The sequence below is a fragment of the Neptuniibacter sp. PT8_73 genome, assembly GCF_047778045.1.
In the GTDB taxonomy this organism is placed as follows: Bacteria; Pseudomonadota; Gammaproteobacteria; order Pseudomonadales; family Balneatricaceae; genus Neptuniibacter.
On the sequence record NZ_CP180545.1, the window covers coordinates 913,215 to 938,631 of the forward strand.

The 25,417-nt window shown below is 44.5% G+C and carries 26 protein-coding genes; 11 read left to right on the forward strand and 15 right to left on the reverse strand.

The features are described 5' to 3' along the window. Nucleotides 1-268: 268 nt before the first annotated feature. Complete coding sequence (locus ACMXYN_RS04025; protein ID WP_415893602.1) at nt 269-694, reverse strand: YchJ family protein; 426 nt, start codon at nt 692-694, stop codon at nt 269-271. A 125-nt stretch (nt 695-819) separates the two neighbouring features. Between ACMXYN_RS04025 and sbcB the strand changes: the two genes are divergently transcribed. Next, nucleotides 820-2,286 (forward strand): exodeoxyribonuclease I, encoded by a 1,467-nt coding sequence (sbcB, locus tag ACMXYN_RS04030; protein ID WP_415893603.1) that lies wholly within the window; start codon nt 820-822, stop codon nt 2,284-2,286. Next, complete coding sequence (locus ACMXYN_RS04035; RefSeq protein WP_415893604.1) at nt 2,276-2,779, forward strand: hypothetical protein; 504 nt, start codon at nt 2,276-2,278, stop codon at nt 2,777-2,779. Before sbcB ends, ACMXYN_RS04035 begins: the two co-directional genes overlap by 11 nt. A 29-nt stretch (nt 2,780-2,808) precedes the next feature. Here ACMXYN_RS04035 and ACMXYN_RS04040 read toward each other — a convergent pair whose 3' ends face one another. After that, entirely contained in the window at nt 2,809-5,643 is a 2,835-nt protein-coding gene (locus tag ACMXYN_RS04040; protein WP_415893605.1) for an insulinase family protein, read from the reverse strand. A 97-nt stretch (nt 5,644-5,740) separates the two neighbouring features. Between ACMXYN_RS04040 and ACMXYN_RS04045 the strand changes: the two genes are divergently transcribed. From ACMXYN_RS04045 to ACMXYN_RS04060, 4 genes are read left to right on the forward strand one after another with little or no spacing between them, the layout of a single operon-like run. Continuing rightward, nucleotides 5,741-6,178: a DUF6394 family protein gene (locus tag ACMXYN_RS04045; RefSeq protein WP_415883675.1), complete on the forward strand. Its 438-nt coding sequence runs from the start codon at nt 5,741-5,743 to the stop codon at nt 6,176-6,178. Between the two features lie 20 nt (nt 6,179-6,198). Continuing rightward, the gene (locus tag ACMXYN_RS04050; RefSeq protein ID WP_415893606.1) at nt 6,199-7,893 is read left to right on the forward strand and encodes a potassium channel family protein; all 1,695 of its coding nucleotides are present in this window, start codon (nt 6,199-6,201) and stop codon (nt 7,891-7,893) included. Between the two features lie 17 nt (nt 7,894-7,910). Then, nucleotides 7,911-8,798, forward strand: coding sequence for a DMT family transporter (locus ACMXYN_RS04055; protein WP_415893607.1), 888 nt, complete (start codon nt 7,911-7,913; stop codon nt 8,796-8,798). 16 nt (nt 8,799-8,814) lie between these two features. Then, the gene (locus ACMXYN_RS04060; protein ID WP_415893608.1) at nt 8,815-9,705 is read left to right on the forward strand and encodes a Tim44 domain-containing protein; all 891 of its coding nucleotides are present in this window, start codon (nt 8,815-8,817) and stop codon (nt 9,703-9,705) included. Between the two features lie 72 nt (nt 9,706-9,777). Here ACMXYN_RS04060 and yaaA read toward each other — a convergent pair whose 3' ends face one another. Next, entirely contained in the window at nt 9,778-10,554 is a 777-nt protein-coding gene (gene yaaA, locus ACMXYN_RS04065) for a peroxide stress protein YaaA (RefSeq protein WP_415883679.1), read from the reverse strand. Between the two features lie 107 nt (nt 10,555-10,661). Further along, nucleotides 10,662-10,937 (reverse strand): hypothetical protein, encoded by a 276-nt coding sequence (locus ACMXYN_RS04070; protein ID WP_415883680.1) that lies wholly within the window; start codon nt 10,935-10,937, stop codon nt 10,662-10,664. A 223-nt stretch (nt 10,938-11,160) separates the two neighbouring features. Here ACMXYN_RS04070 and ACMXYN_RS04075 point away from each other — a divergent pair, with 223 nt between their 5' ends. Both ACMXYN_RS04075 and ACMXYN_RS04080 read left to right on the forward strand, forming a co-directional pair. Continuing rightward, nucleotides 11,161-12,438, forward strand: coding sequence for a tryptophan--tRNA ligase (locus ACMXYN_RS04075; RefSeq protein ID WP_415893609.1), 1,278 nt, complete (start codon nt 11,161-11,163; stop codon nt 12,436-12,438). Between the two features lie 22 nt (nt 12,439-12,460). After that, complete coding sequence (locus ACMXYN_RS04080) at nt 12,461-13,303, forward strand: sulfurtransferase (RefSeq protein WP_415893610.1); 843 nt, start codon at nt 12,461-12,463, stop codon at nt 13,301-13,303. A 2-nt stretch (nt 13,304-13,305) separates the two neighbouring features. On the opposite strand, the gene ACMXYN_RS04085 is transcribed toward ACMXYN_RS04080, so the two are convergent. Further along, nucleotides 13,306-14,130, reverse strand: a complete 825-nt coding sequence (locus ACMXYN_RS04085) for a DUF547 domain-containing protein (protein WP_415893611.1) — start codon at nt 14,128-14,130, stop codon at nt 13,306-13,308. A gap of 187 nt (nt 14,131-14,317) precedes the next feature. On the opposite strand from ACMXYN_RS04085, the gene ACMXYN_RS04090 reads away from it, so the two are divergent. Next, entirely contained in the window at nt 14,318-15,244 is a 927-nt protein-coding gene (locus ACMXYN_RS04090; protein ID WP_415893612.1) for a Dyp-type peroxidase, read from the forward strand. A 37-nt stretch (nt 15,245-15,281) separates the two neighbouring features. Then, nucleotides 15,282-15,503 carry a hypothetical protein gene (locus ACMXYN_RS04095; protein ID WP_415887158.1) on the forward strand — a complete coding sequence of 74 codons (222 nt, stop codon included), beginning with the start codon at nt 15,282-15,284 and terminating at the stop codon, nt 15,501-15,503. A gap of 73 nt (nt 15,504-15,576) precedes the next feature. Here the strand turns inward: ACMXYN_RS04095 and cysK are convergent, their stop codons facing one another. Continuing rightward, a complete protein-coding gene (gene cysK, locus ACMXYN_RS04100; RefSeq protein ID WP_415887160.1) occupies nt 15,577-16,545 on the reverse strand; it encodes a cysteine synthase A in 969 nt (322 codons plus the stop codon). Nucleotides 16,546-16,751: 206 nt separating this feature from the next. On the opposite strand from cysK, the gene ACMXYN_RS04105 reads away from it, so the two are divergent. Further along, on the forward strand, nt 16,752-17,222 hold the full coding sequence (locus tag ACMXYN_RS04105; protein WP_415893613.1) for a tetratricopeptide repeat protein: 471 nt from the start codon (nt 16,752-16,754) through the stop codon (nt 17,220-17,222). On the opposite strand, the gene ACMXYN_RS04110 is transcribed toward ACMXYN_RS04105, so the two are convergent. The 9 genes from ACMXYN_RS04110 to ACMXYN_RS04150 all read right to left on the reverse strand — a co-directional run bounded on the left by ACMXYN_RS04110 (nt 17,219) and on the right by ACMXYN_RS04150 (nt 25,310). Beyond that, a complete protein-coding gene (locus ACMXYN_RS04110) occupies nt 17,219-17,593 on the reverse strand; it encodes a DoxX-like family protein (RefSeq protein WP_415893614.1) in 375 nt (124 codons plus the stop codon). The two genes, ACMXYN_RS04105 and ACMXYN_RS04110, sit on opposite strands and share 4 nt — an antisense overlap. Next, nucleotides 17,583-18,035, reverse strand: coding sequence for a thiol-disulfide oxidoreductase DCC family protein (locus ACMXYN_RS04115; protein WP_415893615.1), 453 nt, complete (start codon nt 18,033-18,035; stop codon nt 17,583-17,585). Before ACMXYN_RS04115 ends, ACMXYN_RS04110 begins: the two co-directional genes overlap by 11 nt. Then, a complete protein-coding gene (locus ACMXYN_RS04120; RefSeq protein ID WP_415893616.1) occupies nt 18,028-19,188 on the reverse strand; it encodes a saccharopine dehydrogenase NADP-binding domain-containing protein in 1,161 nt (386 codons plus the stop codon). The genes ACMXYN_RS04115 and ACMXYN_RS04120 overlap by 8 nt, the downstream gene beginning before the upstream one ends. An 89-nt stretch (nt 19,189-19,277) precedes the next feature. Next, complete coding sequence (locus tag ACMXYN_RS04125) at nt 19,278-19,676, reverse strand: GFA family protein (RefSeq protein WP_415893617.1); 399 nt, start codon at nt 19,674-19,676, stop codon at nt 19,278-19,280. 26 nt (nt 19,677-19,702) lie between these two features. After that, entirely contained in the window at nt 19,703-20,293 is a 591-nt protein-coding gene (locus ACMXYN_RS04130) for a tRNA-uridine aminocarboxypropyltransferase (protein ID WP_415893618.1), read from the reverse strand. 4 nt (nt 20,294-20,297) lie between these two features. After that, nucleotides 20,298-21,713 carry a DUF4139 domain-containing protein gene (locus ACMXYN_RS04135; RefSeq protein WP_415893619.1) on the reverse strand — a complete coding sequence of 472 codons (1,416 nt, stop codon included), beginning with the start codon at nt 21,711-21,713 and terminating at the stop codon, nt 20,298-20,300. 82 nt (nt 21,714-21,795) lie between these two features. Next, a complete protein-coding gene (locus tag ACMXYN_RS04140; protein ID WP_415893620.1) occupies nt 21,796-23,832 on the reverse strand; it encodes an SUMF1/EgtB/PvdO family nonheme iron enzyme in 2,037 nt (678 codons plus the stop codon). Between the two features lie 156 nt (nt 23,833-23,988). Beyond that, entirely contained in the window at nt 23,989-24,837 is an 849-nt protein-coding gene (kdsA, locus tag ACMXYN_RS04145) for a 3-deoxy-8-phosphooctulonate synthase (RefSeq protein WP_415893621.1), read from the reverse strand. Nucleotides 24,838-24,899: 62 nt separating this feature from the next. After that, a complete protein-coding gene (locus tag ACMXYN_RS04150; RefSeq protein WP_415893622.1) occupies nt 24,900-25,310 on the reverse strand; it encodes a hypothetical protein in 411 nt (136 codons plus the stop codon). Nucleotides 25,311-25,417: the final 107 nt, after the last annotated feature.

The window sequence follows — 25,417 nt, forward strand, 5'->3', positions numbered from 1 at the left end:
ACGCGTATATATGATGGAACGCGCTACCTTTAAGGGCCAACATTCTACCTGAGAATTAGGATTCTGACAGCGTTGACATTAAGATAATGTGCCAGCAAAGAGAGTTTTTTTGAGAGAGTGTGACAAAAGAAAAGGCAAACTCAGACTATTACAGAGTTAGGGTTTGTTGCTAAGCCCAAGAAATAGAAGGTCTTTGGGAAAGGGCACGGATAAAAAAAGCAAATTTTGCTTACCGAGCCCTTACGAAAGATGAAAAATTGTCTTCTTACTAGGTCCTAACCTCTACATCACCGTCGACGTAGAACCAGAATCCATCATCTTTGCGGAAGTTCGACTTCTCATACAAAGTACCACTTTGATCATCTGTTTCGAAATTGGCTTCGAACTCAACCATGCCTGTTTCGTCAGACCGGTTACCTTGGCTGGTATCCAGAATTGTTAGGCCAGTCCAATTCGTGTATTTAACTTGGTCTGCCAAAATTTCGGCATCATCTTCGCCACGGTTTTCTGGCGCAGTGGTATTGATTAGATAATCGATAGCACCCAGCGCGAAGGCTGTGTAGCGGGATCGCATCAATGCTTCCGCCGTTGGTGCAGGTTTTTGCCCTTGTACGATTGGTTTGCAGCAGTAATCAAAAGGTTTGTTGGAACCACAGGGACAAACTTTGTTCATTACATCCTGATTATGAGACATGGGTGAACCCTTAACATTGAAATGTTAATCTGAAATACAGAGCGTTCTATTGGCTATTCTTTTAAAATATATAGCTAATAACCACATTATATCTATCAGATTTACCCTTTTGGCAAGGATAATTTATGGCTAATGCGCCTTTAACATTTTTTTGGCATGACTATGAAACATTTGGCGCAGATCCTAAACGCGATTGGCCGGTCCAGTTTGCCGGTATTCGTACCGATGATCAGCTAAACATCATCGAAGAGCCGGTGATGTTTTATTGCAAACCAAGTGAGGACCAACTCCCTCATCCAGAAGCGTGTTTGATTACAGGGATTACACCGCAAAAAGCGATAGAAGAGGGTGTGTGTGAAGCGGATTTCTTTGCGCAGATTCATGAGCAACTAGCTCGCCCTGGTACATGTGGTGTGGGCTACAACAGTATTCGATTTGATGATGAGGTAACGCGATACGGTTTGTATCGTAACTTCTTTGACCCCTATTCCCGAGAGTGGCAAAACGGTTGTTCCCGTTGGGATATTATCGATATGTTGCGATTAACTCGATCCCTACGTCCTGAAGGGATTACTTGGCCTAAATATGAAGATGGCTCACCAAGTTTAAGACTAGAAGATTTAACGGTCGCTAATGGTATTGATCATGGTCACGCCCATGATGCTTTATCAGATGTGTATGCCACGATTGAGATGGCAAAGCTGGTGCGGGATAAGCAGCCTAAGTTATTTAATTACGTGCTAAATAACCGCAGTAAACAATCCATTCAAAACCTTCTAGACCCGCAAAGTCATAAGCCTGTGTTGCATGTTTCTTCTCGCTACCCAGTTGAGCATGGTAATGCTGCTATTGTGGCACCCTTGGCGACGCACCCTGTGAATAAAAATGGGGTGTTAGTGTGGGATCTACGTGTTAATCCAGAACCGCTAATGCAATTGCCGGTCGAAGAGTTGAGGCGTCTACTTTATACCAAGCACTCAGAACTCACTGACGCAGACCCGAAAATTGCGTTAAAGCAGGTGCATATCAATAAGTGCCCGATCATAGCGCCTGCCGGCATGTTAAATACTGAAGAAGCGGCCCGTTTGCAGATTGATGGGGATGTGTGTCGAACGCATTTGCAGATGTTACGAAGTTTTACTGGTCTGTCACAGAAAATTGCCGATATCTATAGTGAGAGTCCTTTTGAGGCGGAAAGCGATCCGGATATGATGCTATACAGTGGCGGTTTCTTTACGCCATCAGATCGTAAATCCATGGATCAAATTCGCCAAACGGGTCCGAAGGAGTTAGCTGAACTGGATCTGCCATTCCAAGATCCTCGGCTTGAGGAGATGTTATTGCGCTATAAAGCGCGTAATTGCAGCTCTGTGTTAACTCAGGAAGAACAGATGCAATGGGAAGATTATCGTCGTCGTAAATTGTTAAAAGGCGAAGGTGGTCATTTGACTATGGATACATTCTTCCAACGCTTGAATGAACTCTATGGTCAGCCGGAAATGGATGATAATAAACGCCACATTTTGGAAGAATTAGCTGTATACGCTGAGGCTATTTATCCTATGGAAGATGCTTTTGACGATGCTTACTAGATCGGCTGTTCTCGGTCTTTTACTTTTTTCTTGCGCTACCTATGCGGAGGAAGAGGTCGAACTGCCTATCGAATACGATATCACCTCACCTAAAGGCTATTACTATGGCACGGTAGATGGTGAAACTGCCTATAAAGATTGGCGAAGAGGTACCTTCGATAAAGAGCGGATGAACGAGGTTCAACCTAAAGATCTGCCCAGCAATCTGCCTGAGCCTGTGGTGATTCCTTATGTTCCACCAGTGGTCAATGAAGTACCGGTAGGCAAACCTAAAAAGCCACCATTAAAAGGTGAGGACAAGATCTTTGTCCAGATAGGTAAGGATGAGAAGAAAGCACGATGCCTTATCTTAGGGCAGGGCTGTGAAGAGTTGGTTGAGCCTGAAGTAAAAGATTCTGTTTATTTCCGACCGATAGAAGCGCAGAAGCAGAAACAATTGGAATTAGAGCAAGAAAAAGCTAAAAAGCGCACGGTTATCAATCCAGACCAATAACCGTGCGATTACCCTAGTGTCAGGGGCCATCAGTTATCAGGAGTGAAATTACCCTGATCTCTGCGTTGCTTAAACAACCGAGTTAATTGTGTCGGTTCGATAGCAGGGCGTTCAAACTTCTTACCTGTGCTTAAGACCGTTAAACGGCGATCAAACAAACCAGCGTAGCGTTTGGATAGATCGTCTAAGGTTACTTTCTCTACAGCTTCCGCCAGCTTCTTACGGGTATTAAACTCTGTTTCACCCCAATCGAGCTCTCGCCAGAACCGCTTGGTACGACTGGATAGCTTTTTATCCTGCTTAGTGATTCTTGAAATCACACTGCGTTTAAATTTGTTCAGCTCTTCCTGGTTTAATTGCGAGATCAAATTGCTCGATTGCATTAAGAACTGATCAATCTCTTTTACCAGCGTTTTGCCGTCTGCCACAGGGGATTGCACGATAAAGGCAATACCCGGTGTTTTGTGCATCTGCAGAGGTGTACCGAAGACGATGTAACCCAGCTGTTTTTCGGTACGTAGCTGATTATAGAAAGGCGCGGATAAAATTTCGCTCAATACAGAGAATTCAGCTTTCTCTTTATTGCTGTTGTTATTGCCTTGTAGCAAAACAGAGATCGCTGAATCATCATGATCAATCACTAACTTATCTGTGAGTAGCTGCTGGCGGGGAACTTGAACTACTTGGACTGGCGCGACTTCTTTAGCGCCTGATTGCCATAGGTTATCTTTGATCAGTGAAGCCACTGTTTCAGCGTCTGCTTCGCTTATATTGCCATGTGTAAGTAGTTTAATGTCCGGCGTTTCCTGCAATTTAACTGCATAAGCGGCAAGATCTCTAACCGTCAGTTTTTCTGCTTCGCGGCGTTCCTCTGCATTGCTCCATTGAGGTAGAAGCAATTCATACAGACGGCTCGTCGTTTGATTGTACGGTTTGTCATTTAGCTGGTTCGCTAAGTTATCTAGATACTTCTGCTTCAGGATCTCAAAACGCTCTTTTGGTAAGTCCGGTTTATTAATCGCAGAAACCACATCTTTTGTTAGTAGATCTAGCTTGTCGTTATAACCAGATAAGCGAACCGTAAAGCCCTTCATATGTGGGTAAATATTCGTGCCTAGACCAGCTAGATAAGCATCATAGAGTGTTTCATTGAGCTGCTCTTGAAGCATCTCAGTGAAGAGGCTGTTCATCACCCAGTTTTTAGCGCTGGTATTGGCAAATGGGGTTTGCAGTGTGAAATAGGCATTTGCTTTTGGCACATTAAAACTGACATCGGTTAAATGCCAATGTTCGAAACCTTGTTTATCTTGCAGCAGATAAGGTGCTTGTTTAGTTTCTGCTGCTAGAAGATCTAGGTCTTGAGCAATAAATGGGTTAGTGCTGCGAACCGTTAATTTCGGATCAATTGCTTTTACGGCGAAGCTATTCAAGGTTCCCGCGTTAAACTGAGAAACTTCAAAAGGTACGTTGTAATCAGGTTCTGTCTGGTTGCCTTTAACATTACGCGCTTTAATGGTTACCAGCATATTCTCTGGCTTGATCTGATCCAAATATTGCTTAATCAGCTCAGGCTTAAACTCATTAAAGGTGTAGTTCGCAGAGATGACTTTCTTCGTTGGGAAAAATTGCATCTGTCGTGTTAAACCGCTCACCATGTGGATGGGTTCAGATTGCTCCTGAAAGGTAAAACGGATGTTGCTCAGTTGTTTCTCTTCATCAAATAGCGCTTTTTGAATACCGCTTTGTTTTAGCAATTCAACATACTGGAATACCATTTGGATAACTTGCTGGTACTGCTCTAGGCCTTGTTCGGTTAGGCGCATGCTGACCATAAAGCTAGCTTGGTTATCCAAATCATGGCCTTGTGAAGCAGAAAGGGACGTTGCCAAGCCTTTCTCTTTCAGTAGAGAAAGTAAGCTGCCTTTGCCTTCATAGCCAATCAGGTTGCTGATGTAATACAGCGGCTTGCTTTCCCAATGACTGCGAGTTTCAGCAGTAGGGAAGGTTAGCGTAAGTGAGCGGATATCTTTTACGCTTTTGATCTTAACCAACTGCGGTAGTTGCTTAGGATTAAACAGAGAGGTTTTGGTTTTAAACGCTTTAGAATCGTAGTTTTTAACCGCACTGAATTTCTCTCTTACCATCTGCTCTAATTGGTCTAGTGGTTCTCTACCTTGCACGGCAAGTGCCATCAGGTTGGCAGAATAATAGCGCTGATAAAATTCGATTAACTCTTTACGAATTGGGCGCTCGGGAGTATTGGCTAGAGTTTCTAAACTACCCACTGCAAACCAGTTGTGGCTATTTTGTTGGTTCATTAAAGATTTTGTTACGGCATAGCTACGGCGGTAATCATCTTTAATCTTTGATTGATATTCCGAGTGAACAGCATGTCGCTCCCGATCTACGTATTTTTCATCAAAGAGCGGCGCAATAAAGAATTGGGCAAAGCGATCTAAAGCGGGTTCTAAATTTTCAGCTGTGACATCAAAGAAGTAGTTGGTGTTTTCCATTGATGTATAAGCGTTATGGCCGCCACCGTGAGAACGGATGAAACTCTGATATTCATCCGCTGCTGGGTATTTTTCGGTGCCTAGGAACAGCATGTGTTCAAGATAATGAGCTAGACCCGCGCGATCTTTAGGGTTAGCGCTAGAGCCCACCGCTACATTCATAGAGGCAGCCCCTTTGTCACTTTTAGGATTCGAGATCAATAAAACGCGCAGCTGATTATCTAAGGTTAGGCTGCGATACACATTTGGATCGTTGGGACTTTTTTCGACGTCTGCGAATACTGATGTGGATAAAACTGCAGACAATAGACCAGCAAAAACAACTAGCCGTGGCATGGAAAGAGTTAGCATAAAAATAAGCCTTAAATCGTAAAAACACCAAAATGTTATGTTGTGACAAAGCATAACGGTTAGGGTTCCTTAATCCAACTCAATGGATTTAGTAAGCATGGGTGTTACAATCCAGATCTTCGTTAAAAAAGTTCAGGAGTTGAAGGAAGCGATGAACAAGGAAAAAGTGATTTTTGCGTTTTTTATTGTGTTGGCATTGACGCTCAACTTTGGCTTCTTTCTTGGGGATATAGAAAACCCAGCTCACCATAACGTTTACGAGTTTTTTGCTGCATTGGTTGTCAGCATGATCTGTACAGTCATTAAATTTGGTGACCGCACTCATCTAGGGGCACTGATGTTAGCTACCTCTTTAGTTGCTGACCTGCAACTAATCGTCGCTGCAGGAATTTGGGGTTACGCAGAGCAGATTAGCGGTATTGGTATGGACCCATCTAATATGTCGAGCGTTGTTTCTCTAAGTGCAGGCGCGCTCTTAGCCAATGTTATCTCGGTTATTTTGTTGGTAGTTGAAACTGCCATGCTGCGTCGATAAGCACTGAGCGATTATTCTTTATGAATAACGTTATCTATCTATTTTTACGGCGCTTAAGGGTGCCGTTAATTACTCTGATTGTTGTTTACTCCATCTCAGTACTTGGATTTGTACTTATACCTGGAGAGGATGATCAGGGTAATGTTTACCGAATGGATTTCTTCCATGCGGTTTATTTCGTGTCCTTTATGGGGTCTACCATCGGCTTTGGTGAAATTCCTTATGAATTCACCTCTGCTCAACGTATGTGGACGCTCTTTTGTATCTACGCCACGGTAATCGCTTGGTTATACGGTATAGGTACGACACTGGCGCTGATACAAGAACCCGTATTTGGCCGCATGATGCGCAGGCGTTCCTTTACTGCAGATGTTCGCCAGATGAACGAGCCATTTTATTTGATCTGTGGTTATGGCGTGACCGGGAGTGTCGTTGTTCGACAGCTGGCACGACGTGACATCCGCGTGGTTGTTGTTGATATCAATCAGGACAAAATAGATGCGTTAGAGATGGATGAGTTACCTGTCTCTGTTTCCGCGCTGTGTGCCGATGCCTCGCTTCCCGATGTCTTAGATGCAGCAGGCCTGCAACATCCTAAATGTATAGGCATCATGGCGTTAACGAACCATGATCAGGTCAACCTCTCCATATCGATCGCTAGTAAACTGCTTAATCCTGAGCGGATGGTGATCAGTCGTACCGAATCTGATATTACCTCTGCCAATCTAAAATCTTTTGGTACAGATCTGGTGGTGGACCCGTTCCGGACTTACGCCCAGTATCTGTCTTTAGCGGCTCATGCGCCTTATATGCATCTGGTCTATGACTGGATTCACAATCCATTCCATCGTCCGCTTTCCAGCGTCTATCAGCGTACAAAAGGACGTTGGATTATCTGTGGGCATGGTCGTTTTGGCCGAGCTTTGTATCGGGACTTTGATGAAAGCGATGTCGAACTGACGGTTTTAGATATTGATGCAGAAAAAATAAAAGACCTTCCACATCAAGTAACCGGCGTCGGTACTGAAGCGGTTACACTGATGGAAGCGGGGATTATGGATGCGGTGGGTATCGTTGCCGGTACTAATAATGATGCCGATAACCTCTCCATCATGATGACGGCTAGGGAATTGAATCCGAAACTCCTGACAGTGGTTAGGCAGAACATCCACGCCAATAGCTTGGTTTTCAAAAACAGCCGTGCCGATTTTATTATGGAGCCGGGGCGTATTATTGCTAACCGTATCCTTGCGCATGTTAAATCTCCGCTAGTGCCTATATTTATCGAAGAGATGCGGGATAAATTTGACGATGTCTGGGCGCATACATTGATTAATCGTATGAGCAGTGTGGTAGGGGACAGGGAGTTAGATAGCTGGGCCTATACTGTAGGCGAGAAGGAAACACCTGCTTTTATGGAAGCAAAGAGGCAGGGCTTCGAGTTGACGCTTTCTTTGTTCTTTAAAGACCCTCACAATCGTAAGAAAAATCTACATGCCTTTCCTCTGATGTTAAAGCGTGGAGATTTTATCGATATGCTGCCCGGAGAGTTGGATGAGCTACAAGAGGGCGATGAAGTCCTTATTTGTGGTTTAAATAAATCCAATCGCCGTATGCAATGGACTGTAAATAATTATAATGTCCTGCACTATGTCATTACGGGCAATGATGCGAGTAACAGTCTACTTTCGCGTTTTTTGCAGAAGAATAAATAAGGCTTTCGAGGTCATATTTGGCTTATCTACTGTTGACGCTTACCACGCTTTTTTGGGCGGGTAACTTTGTTTTAGCGCGTGCTTTTTCTGTTGATATTCCTCCGATTACGCTAGCGTTGATTCGTTGGTCATTAGCGTTCGTTATTTTATTACCTTTTGCTATCCCCGCCATTTATAAGCATCGCGATGTAATTCGTCAGTATTGGCCTAGGTTGGTGCTGTTTGGTGCTTTGAGTGTGGCTGGTTTCAACACCTTAGCTTATATCGGTTTGCAAACGACGACCGCTATGAATGGCACGTTGATGCAATCTTCAATGCCGATCATGATTCTCTGTATGAGCACATTAGTGCTTCGAGAGTCTGCATCGATGCGGCAATGGTTAGGTGTATTGCTTTCGCTATTAGGTGTTTTAGCGTTGATCAGTAAAGGTGATCCTGAGGCTTTAATGTCGCTGAATTTCAACAGTGGTGACCTTTGGGTGTTACTCGCAATGTTTGTTTGGGCTTGTTACAGCCTAGCGTTGCGTTGGAAACCGAAAGAGATGAGTGGGTTTGCGTTCTTCTCGGTTTCTTTAACCGTAGGGGTGATTATTCTAGTACCGCTTTCAATGTTGGAAACCGAGAGAGCTTTGCAGATTAAGTGGGATACGGATCTGATCTTACTGATCTCTTACTTAGCAGTATTCCCCTCGATTCTGGCTTATCTTTTCTGGAATTACGGTGTTGAGAAGCTCGGTGCGCATAAAGCAGGGTTGTTTATTCACCAAGTGCCAATGTGGGGAATTGTATTGTCGGTGATTTTCCTTGCAGAGCAGGTTCAGGCTTTTCATTTATGGGGTATCGCTTTAATATTCACAGGGATTTATCTTGCTGTAGTTGCCGGTACGGTTGCCGGTAAAAGTTAGTTATTTAGGAGAAACAATGCGGACTTTTTTGGTTACTTTAATGGCGGTATTTTTGATTTCGCTTCCTATCGCTGAGACAGCTGAAGCTAAACGCTTTGGTGGTGGTTCTTCATTTGGTAAAAGCTTTTCTTCACCTAAAAAATCACAGCCTGCTCAACAGCAACAAAAGCAAGCTGATAAAACGACAACAAATACAACTACAGCACCTAAGAAAAAAGGTTTTGGTGGTTTGATGGCTGGTTTGTTGGCGGGTGGTATTTTTGGCGCGTTACTATTCGGTGGGGCGTTTGAAGGTCTGCAGTTTATGGATCTGATTCTGATCGCTGCGGTGATCTTTATTGTTTACAAAATCTTCTCGATGCGAAAACAGGCGCAGCGTCCGGATTACGCAACGCAAGGTGGTCATGGGCAAGGTCAGCCTTATACACCAGAACAGCAGCCACAGCCAATGCAGCGCGAAGCTCAAACTGAGAACGTGCAGGAGTTTAAACCAATGCCTGCTTATGATTCCGGTTGGGGTGATTCTGCTGAGATCGAGATTCCTTCTTGGTTTAATAAAGACGCATTTTTGGAAGGTTCCCGTGAGCACTTTGTAAACCTACAAAAGGCTTGGGATCGTTCTGATTGGGACGAAATCCGTACTTATACTTCTGAAGAGTTGTTTAATGCGCTTCAGCAAGAGCGTGCTAAGTCACCAGCTGATCAGGTAACAGAAGTGGTATCGGTTATGTCTGAGTTAGCTAACTTCATCACTCAAGAAGATGAGGTGATTGTGAGCATTAACTTCTACGGTTGGTTGAAAGAGAATGCCTCTGAAGCGACTGAGTTTAATGAAACGTGGCATTTGGCACGTGATATGACTAAAGAAAATGCGGATTGGTTTATCGTAGGTATCGAGCAAAACTAAGCTGATACCCACCACTAAAAAAGCCAAAGCAATATGCTTTGGCTTTTTTGTATCTGGGATAAGCGAAGAGGTTTACTCTTCGTGATCGCGGATGAATGTCCAAGTATCGCCTTCAGACATGCTCTCAGCGAAACGGTAACCTTCAAGATCAAAGCCTTTTAAGTCTTCAGGGTTTTCGATCTTGTTTTGAATAATGTAGCGGGTCATCAAACCTCGAGCTTTTTTAGCGTAGAAGCTGATCATCTTATATTGACCATTCTTCCAGTCTTTAAACGCTGGTGTAATGATACGTGCGGAGATGTTTTTCTCTTTAGCTGCTTTGTAGTACTCATTAGAAGCAAGGTTGATCAGTACCTGCTCTTTCTGCTCAGAAAGCTCTTGATTCAATCGCTCACAGATCTGAGTACCCCAGAATTCGTATAGGTTTTTACCGCGGCTATTCGACAGCTTTGTGCCCATCTCTAAGCGATAGGGTTGCATCAGATCGAGCGGTTTCAACACGCCATAAAGACCTGAAAGGATGCGTAGGTGATCCTGTGCAAAAGCTAGGTCTTCTTCCGATAAGGTTTCAGCGTCTAACCCTGTGTATACATCACCTTTAAATGCTAGAACTGCTTGTTTAGCGTTCTCAGTATTGAATTCAGGTGTCCATGATTCATAACGGGCAACGTTTAAACTGGCTAGTTTGTCGCTCAACTTCATCATCTGAGCAATATCCTGTACGGAATGCTTTTTCAGTTCATCAATGAGAAGTTGGGAATGATCAAGAAACTCTGGCTGGCTGTATGTTTCAGTGACAGGGGCAGTTTCATAATCCAGAGTTTTGGCAGGTGATACGACAATCAGCATAGGAAGAATCTATCTTTGCAGTAAAAAGTCTATAGATAATAACCCTGTCTGTAGATACAAAAAAGGCCATTTTTAATATGGCCTTTTCTGGATCGAATCATCTGCAATTAAGAGGCGGTTCGTTTCTTGTAAAGCGTATGAGCAACAGTGCAGATGGCTGTGCCAACACAGACGAGTAGCGCTGGAATCAATGGGTTTTCTAACGTGCCGGTGATCTTCATTAAAAGACCAGAAATAAGGAAACCGCCAAACAGGCATAAAATGCCCGACATTACACACATTACGATTGCATTGAGATTACGCTCAGGGCTTTGAAAAATGTACCAGCCGGCACTGGCAAACAGAGCGGATAAAGTAACCCAGGAAGCGATAGAATCAGTCATAAAATTCTCAGTATTGTTATTGTTGTAGGCCTATTAAGCCCTAACCTAGCAGCGCTGTCATCTCGACATTGGGTGGATACAAGAAACAGCAAAGGAATAGTGAGGGTTATGGGGGCAACCTCCACGTTTTTTCGGTATTATAACCGCCATTAAATTAGTGACATATATTGAGTTGCCACATTTTTTATAGCGGGCAACGCCATGCATATTAGAGAAGTGAATAATGGATAAGAAAACTGTTCTGACGGGTATCACTACTACAGGTACACCTCACATTGGGAATTACTTGGGTGCGATTAAGCCTGCCATCGAAATGAGTCAGACAGGTGAGTACAACAACTGCTATTTCCTAGCTGATTTCCACGCATTAATTAAGTGCCACGATCCAGAGCGTGTTGCTCAGTCAACGCGTGAGATCGCAGCGACTTGGTTGGCACTAGGCTTAGATACAGATAAAGCGACGTTCTACCGCCAAACAGATATCCCTGAGATCACGGAACTAACGTGGATTCTAACCTGCATGTGTTCTAAAGGTCTTATGAACCGTGCTCACGCTTACAAAGCTTCTGTTGATGCTAACCGCGATGCGGGTAGCAGCGATCTGGATGATGGCATCACCATGGGTCTGTTCAGCTACCCAATCCTAATGGCAGCTGACATCTTGATGTTTAATGCCGATCTTATTCCAGTAGGTAAGGATCAGATTCAACACATTGAGATGGCACGTGATATGGCGGGCCGTTTTAACCACACTTACGAAAACCTATTCACATTGCCAGAAGCGGTAGTGGATGAGCAGACTCAGCTAATTCCGGGTCTGGATGGTCGTAAGATGTCGAAAAGCTACGACAACACGATTCCGTTGTTTGCTTCTGCTGATGAGCTATATAAGTTGATTAAGCAGATCAAAACGGATACGCGCGAGCCGGGCGAGCCTAAAGATGCTGATAACAGCACAATCTTCCAGCTATACAACTGCTTTGCTAATGAAAATGAAGCAGCTGCAATGCGCAAGCAGTTCGAAAACGGTATCGGTTGGGGTGATGCGAAGAAGGAACTATTTGAGTTCCTAGACGCAAAACTGTCTGCTCCACGTGCTCGCTACAACGAGTTGATGAACGATCTTGGTGAAGTGGAAGAGGTTCTACAGAAAGGTGCAGCGAAAGCACGTGAAATCACTGTGCCGTTGATGGATAAAGCGCGTATTGCGGCTGGTATCCGTCCATTAACTTACGTACCAGAAGCGAAGACGGAAGTTAAAAAGAAGAAAGAGAAGTCTGCAGAAGAGATCGCACGTGCAGAAGAAGGCCGTCGTCGCGGTATTTTGATGCAGCTTAAACCTCTGCTTGAGCAAGTTGAGCAAGCTGATGATAAAGCTGCGGCTGCGCAATCTGTTATTGCTGAGAAAACGGCTCAGGTTGAAGGCTTGAAGAAAAAGCAGAAGCAGAAAGCTCAGAACGAGCTTGATCTACTTCAAGAAGAGCTAGCAGCTTACCTATAAATCTAAAAAGGCTAAGTTAAATATGTTTACGACAATCGTTAACGCCGAAGAGCTTCAGAATCACATATCAGAATCTGATTGGGTGGTTTTTGATTGTCGTTTTAACTTAGCGGATACCTCGGCGGGTAAAAATGCCTACCTTGAAGGGCATATTCCAGGGGCGATCTATCTCGATCTTGATCAGGATCTGTCCTCGTCGATTACACCAGAAACAGGACGACATCCGTTGCCTGATTTAGAACGGTTTGTCGCTCGTTTAGTGCAGTCGGGAGTGAGCAATAACACTCAAGTCGTTGTTTATGACGATTGTGCTGGGGCCATGGCGGCGCGTTGCTGGTGGTTGTTACGTTTGGTGGGGCATAAAGCGGTAGCGGTGTTGGATGGTGGTCTACCTGCTTGGCAGTTGCTAAGCGGTGAGTTAAATGATCATATCCCACAACCGACTTCTACTGCTTATACATCCTCGTTGCAGCAAAATCAGAATCTGACGGTCTCAGAGGTTGAACAGGCACTTGATGCTCAGTCCATCTATCTTGTTGATGCTCGTGCAGCCGAGCGCTATAGAGGCGAAGTGGAGCCAATCGATCCTATCGCTGGTCATGTTCCAAGTGCTTTAAACCGTCCACTGACTGATAACTTAGCCGAGGGTAAATTTAAGCCTGCAGCTCAGCTTCGTGAAGAGTGGTTAAGCGTCTTAGGCGGTAAATCGGTCGAAGCCGTTGTTCACATGTGTGGCTCCGGTGTGACAGCTTGTCACAATCAATTGGCGATGGAAATTGCGGGATTGAGCGGTAGCCGGGTTTATAGTGGTTCTTGGAGCGAGTGGATCAGAGATCCAGCTCGTCCAATTGCGACTAAGTCCTAAATTTATCTACCAATCTCATTAAGATTCCAGTCGTAGTGATAGTCTGAAACCTCTGTAGTGTGTTTCAGTTTCTCTTTTAGATCAGCATTGGCGTATTGCTTTAGGTGCTCGATCAGCTCACTTTCGCTGTTGCCGAAATCCTCTTTAAACCACTTATAGATACTGGAAAGGTGCAGTTCCTTACCTTCAAAGCGTGCGCCTCGAGGGTGGTTGATATAATCCTTAGCGCCTTGATTTAGAAGTTGTTCGCTATTGTCTGCGGTAAAGGCCTGCGGTTGAAGGTTTGGGCAGCCGATTGATGCACAATTAACGGCATAGTGGATGCGTGGGTCTTTCCAAATAGGGCGGAGAATGCGATGTTCAATATCGTCTAGGCTTAGTTGTTTCCCATTCACTGCTAGCAGTTGTTTTTTCCACGGACCATCGCTGAAAAAGCCCGGTGAAATATCGATATCCCGAATCGACTTCACGGGGTAATGATCCAGAATCACATCAACCGTCAGCGCGTTATATAAATTGATCCAATAAGCTTGCTGTTCAGCGCGGTTGTATTGATGAATATTAATGTCAGCCAGGTTCTGTAGATAAGCTTTAAGTTCAGTTCTATCTGCTTTAGATACATTGGCGTAGTTGATCAGATTGATGCCATCAGAAGAGCGCTTAACATAGCGTTGAAGGGTTCGGTCCCAAGCAGAATGGTTGATAGTGGCTGTGCTTGATTGATCATGTTTAAGCCAAAAATCCCAAAGTTCGGCACTTGGGGCTGCAATAGCTAGGGTACTGAAAAGCCATAGGCTGGCTGTTGCTAAGAATTTGTTTATCATCATTCATTACTGTTCATTAAAAGCGTGTTTTAAGTGTGACTTTGAATGTTGCTGAAAATTCCCTTACATAATATTTTTAAAACACTATTTAAAAGATCTATTGAAGCGATCAATTTAAATCAATGTTGGCAATGGTAAGATCCCTCTATACTGTGATGGTAATTATTGAGGGGATTTTGAGGACATTGTTATGGCGCAGTATCAAAAGGGTGTGATTGCAGAGGCCAGCCCATTTGCTCTTTTTCTGACGTTTAATCAAACTCGAACAGCAGATGCGTTAAGCAGGGTAAAACAGCTACTAGCAAAGGTACCTAGCCTTGAGCGTGAATTTAACCAAAGTCATCCAGATGGTGAGATTCATATCGTTGCTGCGATCGGTAGCCACTATTGGTCGCAACTGCAGATTGGACCGGCACCGAGTGCTCTTAAGCCATTCCCAAATTTTGAAAATGGTGAAAACATTGCACCTAATACACCTGTAGATCTGTTTTTCCATATTCGATCTCAAGGGAAAGACCTTAACTTTTTAGTTGCGCAGAAGCTTCGAGAGGAGCTAGCTGATGCGGTAACGCTAGTTGAAGAGGTCGAAGGCTTTAGATATCTGGATTCGCGCGATCTTACTGGTTTTGTCGATGGTACTGAAAACCCTGAAGGAGATAACCGAGTCAGTGTGGCGGTTGTAGGTGAAGAGGATGCCCAGTTTAGTGGCGGTTCGTATATTCATATTCAACGCTACGAGCACAATATGCCATTCTGGAACGCTCAGCCAACTAAACTGCAGGAAGATACTGTCGGGCGAACTAAAACGGATAACATTGAGTACCCATCCTCAGAAAAAGCACTCACAGCGCATACCAAACGGACTTCGCTAAAAGATGCTGATGGCAACTCCATCGAAATACTCAGGCATAGTATGCCTTACGGTGATACTCAGACGTGCGGGTTACTTTTCGCTAGTTACTGCCGTACACCGGATAACTTTACACTGATGCTGCAAAGCATGATCGAGGGTGATGGTCATGGTCATACTGATCACCTTTTGAAATATACTCGTGCGGTCACAGGGCATGCACTATTCGCACCGTCGGCTTCGTTTCTTGAGTCGTTGGTTGATTAATAAGCAGGGTGACTGAGTTTGGGCTAGGCTTAAGGGCATGCTTATAAAAAGAGTCGATACCATGCAGCCTACTGTAAGAACCCGAGCAATTGCGGTTGTCACCGTTGATGGGGAGAATTACGAAATTGATGGATGCTATCAAGGTAAGCAAAGAAAGGCGTCTTGGTTCAATGTAATTAAAACAAGTGATCGAAAGATACAGGCCGAACACTTAGATGAATTTCCTTCCCCTGACAAGATCCGTGAAATATTAAATTGATCTGAAAATCAGTTAATAAAAAAGCCAGCTAAGATGCTGGCTTTTTCGTTTATGCGAACTCTTTTAGTAAGACTTACTGCACCATTTCGTTATCTGTGAACATGCCTTCAAACAGAGCTGAAGATAGGTAACGTTCGCCAGAATCTGGAAGGATAACAACGATGTTCTTATCTTTGTTTTCAGGCTGTTGCGCAACACGAAGCGCAGCACATAGCGCAGCACCGCAAGAGATACCTGCCATGATGCCTTCTTTTTCCATTAGCAGGCGTGCTGTTTCAATAGCATCTTCGTTGCTTACCTGCTCAACCTGATCAACTAGTTCTAGGTCTAAGTTTTTCGGAACAAAGCCAGCGCCAATACCCTGAATCTTATGCGGAGATGGTTTAACTTCTTCGCCGTTAATCGTCTGTGTAATAACTGGTGAAGAAACAGGTTCAACCGCAACGGATGTGATCGCTTTGCCTTGAGTGTTTTTGATATAACGAGAAGTACCAGTGATCGTACCACCTGTACCTACACCTGCGACTAGGATATCCACTTGGCCGTCTGTGTCGTTCCAGATCTCTGGGCCTGTTGTTTTTTCGTGGATTTCTGGGTTAGCCGGGTTTTCAAACTGCTGCAGCATCATGTGAGTACCTGGATTCGCATCCACGATCTCTTGTGCTTTATCAATTGCACCTTTCATACCTTTAGCAGGTTCTGTCAGAACGATCGTTGCACCTAGTGCTTTCATGATCTTACGGCGCTCAAGGCTCATAGAAGAAGGCATAGTGAAGACAATGTCGTAGCCACGAGACGCTGCTACGAAAGCTAGTGCAATACCTGTGTTACCACTGGTTGGCTCAACCATGGTCATACCCTGTTTTAGGGCACCACTCTTTTCAGCAGACCAGATCATGTTTGCGCCGATACGACATTTTACGGAGCCAGCTGGGTTGCGAGATTCGATCTTTCCGAAAATATTCAGGCCTGGAGCAAAACGCTTAAGGTGAACGAGCGGAGTGTTACCAATAGTGAGGGAGTTATCTTCGTAAATCTTCATTCTGCTACCCTGTTTAATCCTTTTTATTAGGCGATATATCTAAAATGAATATATGTCGCGTCTTTTATTCGATATCAAGTCTAGAAGTTGTATCTCAGAATTGCTGCGCTGATCAAGGCTTTTTCTATCTTTGGTGATATTTACAATCTTTAGGGCCGATGATGGTATTATTTTCTCTATCCCAATTGCCTTTTTAGGGTCTTATAATGCGTGCATTTAATCGCCTTCTAGCGCCTCTTATCTTTACTATCGCTTATACGTTGTTCCGTTCATCGATAAAACAGCGCTCAGAGAAAAAACATAATTTTGTGATGAAACTGTTCCGTTTTTCAGCAGATAACGGCCATAAAAAAGCATTATCGGTCTATGGTCATTTACTGCATTTCCGTGGAGATGGCGTACAAAACCGCATTCAGGGTGGGATCTATTTGCAGCAGGCGGCGGAAAAAGGTGATGCAAAAGCGCAGTATCAAATGGGTAAAATCTTCGAAGAGGGCTTTGAGCATTATTTTCAGCCTGACCCGACCAAGGCGCTAAAGTTTTACACACAAGCAGCCGAGCAGGCGCATCAGCTTGCTGTTCGTCGCTTGGTCGATATCTATACCGATGGCGAGCTAGATCAAGAACCAAATCAAGAGCTAGTAAAGCAGTGGCAGGCTAAACAGTCTCAACTTTAGCGGGATTGTTCTGAATGGCTGCGGATAATCAGATAGCAAAATACCAGCCCCATCAGGTTAGTGGAAACGGGGTTGAATGCTTCTATGAGCAAATCGGGGCGAACTGCTGCAACAAAACCCAGTAAACCGACCAAAGAGAAAGCTGCCAAATATACTGGGAATAGGTGCTTTCTTAAAAAGATAATCATCAAGCCTAAAACAACCTCAGCGGACCCCGCCGCGGGTGATAGAAATGTTGCATCCTCTCTAGTAAAACCTCCCGCTTCTACCAATTGCTTTTCTATTTCGCTTAACCAAATTATTTTTGGGACTAAACCGTGATAGATAAACAGTACACCCAAAGTTAGGCGGCAAATCAAATTAGTGGTCATCCAGAAATCTACCTTGATAGTCGGGAGGGGGAAGGCGGCAGTAATCATACTTACCAAAGAGTTTGTAGCGATTCAGAGCAATTCGATCGTACAACCAGTTACGTAAAACGGCGGGTAGTATTCTAAAGAGGTTAAGTGCTTTCCAAGGGTAGCCAAGCTGCGCGACGATATTTAAGAAGGCGTCGCTCTTTTCAAAACATTGTTCACCTTCGACATAGAGCATGGTTTCGTAAAATGAACGGGGATATCCAAAGTGTTCGAGAATGGCCTGCCCCTGCTCAGATTGCACTGAGCAGAGTTTGAATTGGCGAGTTTTATCATGACTGATAATGAAATTTGCCCAGCCATTACAGAGTTTACAAACTCCATCAAATAGAATGACTTTGTCATGCTTCTCCATATAGGGAGGGAGTTGTGGCTCTGTTGGACTTTGTTCAGTCATTTTCTAAAACCTGTTGGTGGATATCCCAGTTTTCAACTTCCTTTGTGAACTCCTCAAGTGTAAATAAACCTACGCAAGCCTGCGCGCCAGTTTCTGACAACTGACCCTTAGCTATTTTCTTCGCCAGAATAATTGAGGCAATCGTTGGAATGTAAGGCCCATCGCCACTCTCGGCAATTAGATTCCATATAATGCGTTGAGGTTCATTTTTGTGGTTTATCCCTCTGAGTTCCATATACATGCCGCCCACATCAGATCCTAATTGTTGCACCCAAGTGCTTATCAAGGTTAAAGGGCGTGAATAACGCGCAAGGTTTTTAATAAATTTAAAGCGAGCGAGATAGGAAAGGCTCCATAAGCCTAAATGTAAAAAGCTCAGCTCTAATCCTGCATAAAAACGGATCGACTCTAACCCTGGATAGCGTTGCTGAAAAAGAGTCAGATCAGGGATGTCGCAGTTGGCCAACCAGCGGCTGCCGATGGGAGATGGGAAGTTATGTCGATGCGTGTTCTGCCAGCCTCTTACATCTTGCCAGCGGTTGTCTTGCCAACGTTTGAAGTTCAAGCCGCTATAACTAAGAATGGCTTTAACCGTCGCTTCTCCACGTTCAGTTTGATTTCCAGGGGCGATGCCATAGTTGAGCTCTTGTAAGGATTTAAAGCGCGATTTGTAATGCTCAATCACTGCAGATGATAAACCAGGGACACTGCTTGCCCCTGTAATTGCAATTACGGATTGCTGTTGTGCTTGATCATTTAGGCTTTCAAAGCCTTCAACAAATAATCGTCCATCGGCAAGATCAATATAATGAATACCAGCATCGATGCAGGCTTCAGCAACATTATACCCTTGTGCTTGAAATGGGCCTGATGTGTGGATAACTAACTTGGCAGTGCTGATACTCAACTGGTCTGAGATATCAGCAGAGTTGATCTCGAGTGCTAAGGTTTTAAGCGGGTTTATGGCGGTCGTGGATAACTGCTTAGCTAAAGCCTCCGCTTTTCTTTCATTGCGACCAGCAATAATCACTTGGATATTGGCTTCCTTGGCCAATGTTTCAGTGATTTTTTTACCAAAGTTACCGTAGCCTCCTATAATCAGAATTGGGTAGGGAGACTGCTTATTAGTTGACTGTTTATCCTTTAAATCCATTTGGGATAACGCCTTTGTAGAGGTTTTGCTTAAGCTATCAAAGTTATGACTACGATGGAAATTTCAGTATTAACTACGCTGTTGCCCATCTATTTTGATGGGCCTGCCTCAAACTGATTGACACTTTCAGGCATAACTTCCCAGCGCGCTTTTGAGCCTACATATATGTGCTGGCCAATCTCGATTTCAGGGGCACCATTTACGCAACCTAAAGTAACCTGTAATACCTGATCATTGTGTACGGTACACAAGGTTGACCCGCACTTCTTGCAGAATTTTACGCCGTAACCTTGTTGGTTAGTGTATGAGGTTAAAAGGGATTCTCCACTTGTCCATTTGAACTGATCCGGTTCGATAAAAGCAACAGCAGAAGCTTGAGCGTTAAATAACTTGCGGCAGCGAGAGCAATGACAGGAGCGGCCATCTTTTAAGTTGCCATCAATACGGTAAGTCACTTCACCACAAAAACATTCACCGGTGATAGGCATTTATTCTCTCCATAATTATCGGTTGGCTAGTTCTGTTTAGATCGTTTGTATTGAGTAATAAAAATCTCAAAGGTTCGATCTAACTCGTCTGCGGCGCTATTTTCATTATTGAGTTTTAACAGTTCGGTGACGGTTTCAGCGGTGCAGAGATGGTCCTTATCAGGATTACGGCGCAGGTCGTAACGGCTTGGGGTTTCTGGATCGAATGCCAACAATGGTAAGTCGGATAGCCACGGGCTTTTGCGAACGATCTTACGTACCTCTTTCCATGTACCGTCTGGAATAATGATCAGGTTTTTTCTATCTGGTGTACTCCCTGTGAATTTCTTGCTTCGACTAACAAGCTCGGGGCGGTCTGCAGGGAATAGCAGCCAAGCATCGGTATTCTTATCTTGAATACGATCGATTAAGTCTTGCGGCGGGTCGGTACGTTGCCAGATATAGGTTGAGCTATCAGGCAAAACCTTTTGGATAATCTTGCTGGTGGTTGTTAGGCGCGGCGGCTCATTTTCGTGTAGCAGCAATGCTAACTCTAATTGGCTACCTTGAGGTGTAATTTGGCTGCAGCAGCAATAGCGAATTGCTAAGCCGCAGCCTTCACAAAATGAATCGGGCAAAGTGTTATCGTTTTTCCATTTGAACTTTAAATTTCAGAGTCACTTCGCCTTGAGGAGGTACTTCCAATTTCCAGCGTGCACTACCGCCCATCACTTTTTCAAATGGGTGGCTACTCTCTTTCATCGCCCATTGTAGCGGGAAATTGCCAGTCATTTCTAATTTTGCAGCGGTGGTACGGCTGTTACTGATTTTCAACTCCTGCGCAACCATAAAGCCGTTAAAGGTCTTGCTGAAATGGGTTTGCTTACGGTGGATAGATACATCGAAGGCTTTGCCTTGCTGGATCTTAACTTCATCGTTTTCACCTGTATGTCCAATATTACCGCCTCCGGCAAACTGCAGTGAGCCTTTGCTGTCAGGGGTAAACGTGCGCACTTTACCAGCAGGTAATGGAGTGCCTAGATTACTCTCTTTATCGTTTTTAAAGGTCAACGTCAGTTGAGGTTTTACTCGATGCTGATTGCGTTCCAAGGTTGGATAGATCAAGAATTCATAGTTATAGCTACGCGCTACAGGGATCTCTTTGGCTGTTAGGAAAGATACCTGTTTTACTTGCCCATTTAGCAAGTCTACCTTGCGAGGGAGATCGAATAGATGGAAGTCACCTAAACTCTCTTGTGCCATGGTTTTAGGCGCTGAACGAGCCATAGCACCGACTGCAAAATCGGCCTGTAGCATCTCTGCATGGCGATTACTGCCAGGGTTATTTAGGCTGCCAGCAACGAGTGAGATTTGTGTGTCTTTGTAATCCGCACCGGTATTGTTGGTTAAACTAGCAAGTCCGTCTAGGGAGGCTTTATTACCTGCTTCATTCAGGGTTAAAACGTAGTCCATGCCCCAATTTAAACCGCCTGTAAGATAACTAATACGAGAGAGTTGTGACTTCGATGTGCCAGCGGTGCGGAAGTTTACGCTTGGCTTGCTCAATAGCTGTGGCGGTAGGCTAGGGAAAATGAATCGCCACTGATTATTAAGCGGGATACTTTCAAAACGGTTGTTGCGCTTAATCAGAGCGCGGTTACCGTCCATATTGAGCAACTCCACCTGACTAATAACTTCTTGGCCTGAGACAGGGTTTAAGCGCGCTAGTTGTAGCTGCTTACCTACATAATGTTTCAGCAAATTGCGTTGGTTCAGCAGGTTAGTATTTAAGTTTTGCTCTAAAATTTTTCCGGCATTATCAATCCGTAAGCTTTCGACTTGGAGCTGTTCACTGACATCTTCCAGTGTGATTTTCTGATCAGTACGTAGTGGTGGAAGTTGGCGTGTTTCTCTAACTAAACCCAAGTTTTGGTTATACAGCGTTAGATTAAGTGACTTACGTTGCTCGGAACTGATTTGAAGAGCGTCTGCCGCTTGAGCAGTTAATGGCAGAAGGCCCGCTACAAGCAAGCAAAGGTATGATTGGCTTTTGTTCATATCAATATTGTCCCTGAATCTTTAGTCCATTAAGGCAACGTCAGGCTTAACTGGGGCTGAGCAATTAGGCCTGAAACCCGTTCTAGTCTAGATCTAAAGCAACACGGAATCCCCAGCTATTGCGTTTAGAATCGATCGGATGGCGGTAGCGACTGGCAGGCCTAATTAAACGCTCGATCTCAAACCAAGAGCCGCCGCGCATCACTCTATTTTTACAAGCGCGCTCCTCGTAAGCTGAGCCATCTATTGGAGCAGACGAATAGTTTTCGAGATAACAATCCGCAACCCATTCATCAACGTTACCGGTCATGTCGTGAAGTCCCCATTCGTTGGCAGGGAAACTGCCGACAGGAGCCGTTTGTTGACCGTCCCATTGGCTTCCACAACCGGAGCAGGCAGCCATATTTTCTTTCAGCTCATCACCCCACCAATAAGTGGTCAAGCTGCCAGCTCTAGCGGCATATTCCCACTCAGCTTCAGTTGGAAGGCGATAAGGCTGGCCAGTTTCTCCGCTGAGCCATTTTGTATAAGCAACTGCATCGCGCCAAGTTACGTTGATCACAGGACGATTACCTCGCCCCCAACCACGGTCATCAGGAAGGGCCCTGCGGGTCGCTTTGGCAAAGGCATCGTATTCGGCGAAGGTCACTTCAAAGCGAGAAAGAGCGAAAGGCTTCTTGATGCTGACAACATGCACTGGTTTTTCATTGTCGTCACCAATACCGGCTTGATCACCCATGCGGAAGTCACCTGAAGGTAACACCACCATATCTGGCCCATAAAGAGTGTCGGAGATCTGATCCTTAAACAGCTGTTGGCCTGGCTCATCCGGTTCTTGATTGTTGAGCTTTTTCATCGCCGCTTCTAAATCATGTTCCAGAATGGCTTTATTTGTTTTAAGTGAGCGAAGTTCTTGTTTCTGCTTATTGTGAAGTTCTTGTTGAGCTTGCAAAGAATCGTACATTTGCTGCAAGGCTTCTTGCTGCTTCTTAATTTGCAGAGCCTGAAAGTCCTTCTCTTTGAAGTTCATAAAGTCAGAGATAAACCAACCAAGCAGATAGCCGCTGATAAATAGCACCGATCCGGCAATAGTATAAAGCGCTGTTTTAGGCATCTTAGGCAGTTTTAAGGCGCCTGTAAGTTTATCTTTTAAAGAGGGTTTGCTCTCTTCTGATGTAAGTTCTTCGCTCTCTACATCATCGCTTGACGATGCGTTGGCTATCGCTTCAGCTTCTTCTGAGCTTTCTGATTCAACAGGGGCGGCTTCTTCCTCTTTTTGTGGAGGGAAGAGGGCTTTAACCAGCTCCGTACAGTTAGGCGGACGTTCTTCTAAATCGGTTGAAAGCGCCTTTTGCAGAACCTCCCACTGTTCATCATCTAAACCGGAAGGCTGATCTAGTTGCTTTCGAACTCGATCGGCTTCGCCTTCGTTACTTTTAAAAGCCGGCTTTCCGGTGAATAACTCATACAAAATGCAGGCGTAAGAATATACGTCGGTTTTGCGGCTCAATTTACCCGGGTGGAAAGCTTCAGGAGATTGATATTGCTGATAATGGAAAGGCTCTTTGCTAAAGGCTGCGATCGCTTCATAGCATTCACGTACGGCAAAAAGTGTGAGCTTTACACCGCCTTTGCGATTGATAAAGATCGTTTCGCTATCTAAACAGGCATGTGGCTTTCGTAACTTTTGAAAGCCCATATCGATGGCATAAGCGACTTGTCTGATCAGGCCTAACTGTTGATTAGGCTGAAGCGAATTACCTTTCTTGATCAAGCTCGCTAGAGTCAGGCCATCAAGTTTTTCGTAGGAAAGGAAAAGTAGTCCGCCTTTATGACTGAAGAAACCGTAGCATTCTGCAATATGCTTATTTTGCAGTTGCTTGCTGAGCGCTGCATGTTTTTTGATATTTTCGGCAAAGCTATTTTGTTTCAGGAAGCTTGGATTTAGGATCAGCAGAGTAACTAAAGGGTTGCCGGCAACACCTACATCTTCTGCTTGCCAGAGTTGTCCAAACGGATGAGGACTGTTGTGTTTGATAAGCTTAAAGCGATGATGCTCAGGGCCAAGGAGAGTTCCTTCCTGTAAAGCATCATAAATGGTTTCTGCCGAGTCGCTCATAAAGACTGATCCTGTTCCTTATCCATGTGCATATCATAGACAAGGCCAGCCATCTTGGTTAGCACTATTTTGCGACTTTTTTGTGGAACACTTTGATTTATAAAGCCAAGGAAGCTTCGAAAAGCTTAAAGCTTCCTTGGTTTTGGCAATTTATGCTTAGATAGAAGTATCTAGAGGGGGGAAGTTTTTAACTAGATCATCTACGGCTTTCATCTGAGTTAGATAGGCTTCAAGCGTGCTTAGAGGTAGAGCGCAAGGGCCATCACATTTCGCTTTTTCTGGATCTGGGTGAGCTTCTAGGAATAGACCGGCTATGCCCTGAGAAAGGCCCGCGCGAGAAAGTTGCGCTGCAAGTGCGCGACGACCACCGGCAGAATCGGCACGGCCGCCTGGCATCTGTAGAGCATGCGTCGCATCAAACATAACGGGGTAGCCAAACTCTTTCATGATAGAGAAGCCCAGCATATCAACGATTAAGTTGTTGTAGCCGTAGCAAGAACCACGTTCACATAAGATCAGACGATCGTTACCTGCTTCTTCACACTTGTGCAGGATATGTTTCATCTCTTGTGGCGCTAGGAACTGTGCTTTCTTAATGTTGATAACTGCATCGGTTTTAGCCATTGCTTCTACCAGATCTGTCTGACGTGACAGAAAAGCTGGAAGCTGGATGATATCGCAGACTTCGGCAGCAGGTGCTGCTTGGAATGGCTCGTGCACATCAGTAATCAAAGGCACTTTGAATGTGTCTTTGATCTCTTGAAGGATCTTAAGACCTTCATCTAAACCGGGACCACGGAAAGAGGTTAAGGAGGAGCGGTTTGCTTTATCGAACGATGCTTTAAAAACGTAAGGGATGCCTAGCTTTTCAGTAACAGTGACATAATGTTCGGCAATCTCCATGGCTAAATCACGGGATTCCAGTACGTTCATGCCGCCAAATAGCACCATCGGTTTGTCGTTGGCAATTTCAAAATCTGCGACTTGTACGCTCTTCTGTTGCATCTTTGTAGTCATCCATAAAAGTCAGAAAGATGCATTATAACGGCTTCTTAACAGAGAGGCTTTTAATTTGTTGTTGGAAAAAGGTGTGCGTATTTTCCAATCCACTCAAGCGCAGCATCTTGATCTGAGAGCTCGCGGCCCTCTTCGTTCAGTACATGACTCCTATAGCGTTGTATATAACAAAGCTGCTCTAACATGCGAATACGTATCAGCGCGTCCGAGTTGTTAAAGGTTATTCCTAGTTCATAGCCTTGAGGGGTGTCGTCACAGCTTTGGATAACGCCATAAACCTCTAGATTTTCAGCAATGCTAGGAATTTTGATTTGAATATTCTCACCCAAATGGAATGGTGTAGGTGAGTGACAGATAAGTTGGAGTGAAGAGGGGAGTGTAGAAACCGAATTGGTCTCTTGGAGCTTGAGTTCGATTGGGAACTCATCGGGATGACGTATAAGCACTTTTGAATCGCCCATGATAATCACCTTACCAGTACTGCCAGTATAGCTATGATTCGCATAACTGTTGTATTTTATTTATCGGCTGGTGTTTTCCAGTCTGAAGAAATAAATGGTTAGAAACT